The organism is Mesotoga sp. HF07.pep.5.2.highcov (genome assembly GCF_003666285.1).
Lineage (GTDB): Bacteria > Thermotogota > Thermotogae > Petrotogales > Kosmotogaceae > Mesotoga > Mesotoga prima.
This window is the reverse complement of sequence record NZ_JFHJ01000119.1, coordinates 1-1,229: the sequence shown is the minus strand read 5'-3', so window position 1 is coordinate 1,229 and position 1,229 is coordinate 1. Positions and strand designations below refer to the sequence as shown.

1 pseudogene is annotated in these 1,229 nt (G+C 42.5%); it reads right to left on the bottom strand.

The features are described from left to right. Nucleotides 1–1,229, bottom strand: a pseudogene (locus BG32_RS01950) (type II secretory pathway, component HofQ); the annotation flags it as partial.

Sequence of the window (1,229 nt, the reverse complement as noted above, 5' to 3'; positions counted from 1 at the left end):
GTGATCCCAGTGAAAAGTGAGAGGAGATACTCTGCTGTTCCTATTGAATTCCTGGAGCCTTTAAGAATGTAGCCCTTTCTTTCGCCCAAGGGCTCGATTAGTGCTCCAGTTATTCGCTCCACTTGAGATCTCACAGACTCCTCTATTGTTAAGTGATAATTCACTATCGTGTAGGAAACCTCCGCAGATATTCCCGAAAAAGAATCCACAGTCTTTTCTAGAACTGGAACTAGATAGTTTGGCAACTCGAATGTTACCTTTCCGATAGGCTCAAATGCTCTATCTACAGCTATCTCTTCATAAGGGGCATAGCTTTGAATAATACTCAGTATGGCGCCAACAAGAGTATTGCCTTCTGTCAAGCCGGACCCGCCAACACTCCCTAGTTTCAGCACATCTTCGATGAGAAAGAAGTTGTCCGGTAGCGTTATTGTTTTTCTTACTTTACTTGAATCTAGATCCTCAGATGTAACATTTTCTCTATAAAGCTCTAGATATTCATAAAGAGCATTTACCTGAGAATCATTCCCGGAAAGAATAAGTTTGTTGAATTCAGGAATGCTTATTATTGTCAGACTCTCAGAAAAAAGCGTTGCATTCAATTTCCTTGCGAGGTCTAAATAAGAGTTGAGAGGAGTGTCTTCCACATCTGTTATCTCCCACGGAATGGTAAATTCCTTCGTAACCGTATTAGTTGTAAGAGCAGCAGAAAGACTCATATGGGTTTGGAGATCTCCGAAAACCATGAGAGAAGCTTCATTTGGCAGATACTCAATAAAACTGTTCACGGGAAGAGTCTTTCTCAATCTCTCAATCTGCTCAGAAACGGTTTCACCCTCCAGCTTAAACTCCACACCAATATAAGTTTTCCAGAACGCGTTTACCAGACTCTGTACTTCTTCAGGTGTCCCGAGGTAGAAGGTTCCATCTGTCAAATAAGAGTAAGCGACCCTGTCTCCAAGAGAAGTGAGAATGTTTCTGAGGATGTCCTCTGGCATCGCAAGTGAAAAACCGACGACGACCTCCTCATCTCTCACACTTGGAGATATTATGTAGGAAAGGTCAAGCATTTCCTCGGAAAAGAGATACGTCATGGCAGTTGACAAAGTCATTCCGTATGTTGTGAACTTCTCGATGTCAACGTCAATCTTAGATCTGAAAAATCTAAGCGTTACGATGTTCTCCCTGATTGTGACTTGTGGCTCGTCGATTGCAGGAATCAGCAAGGC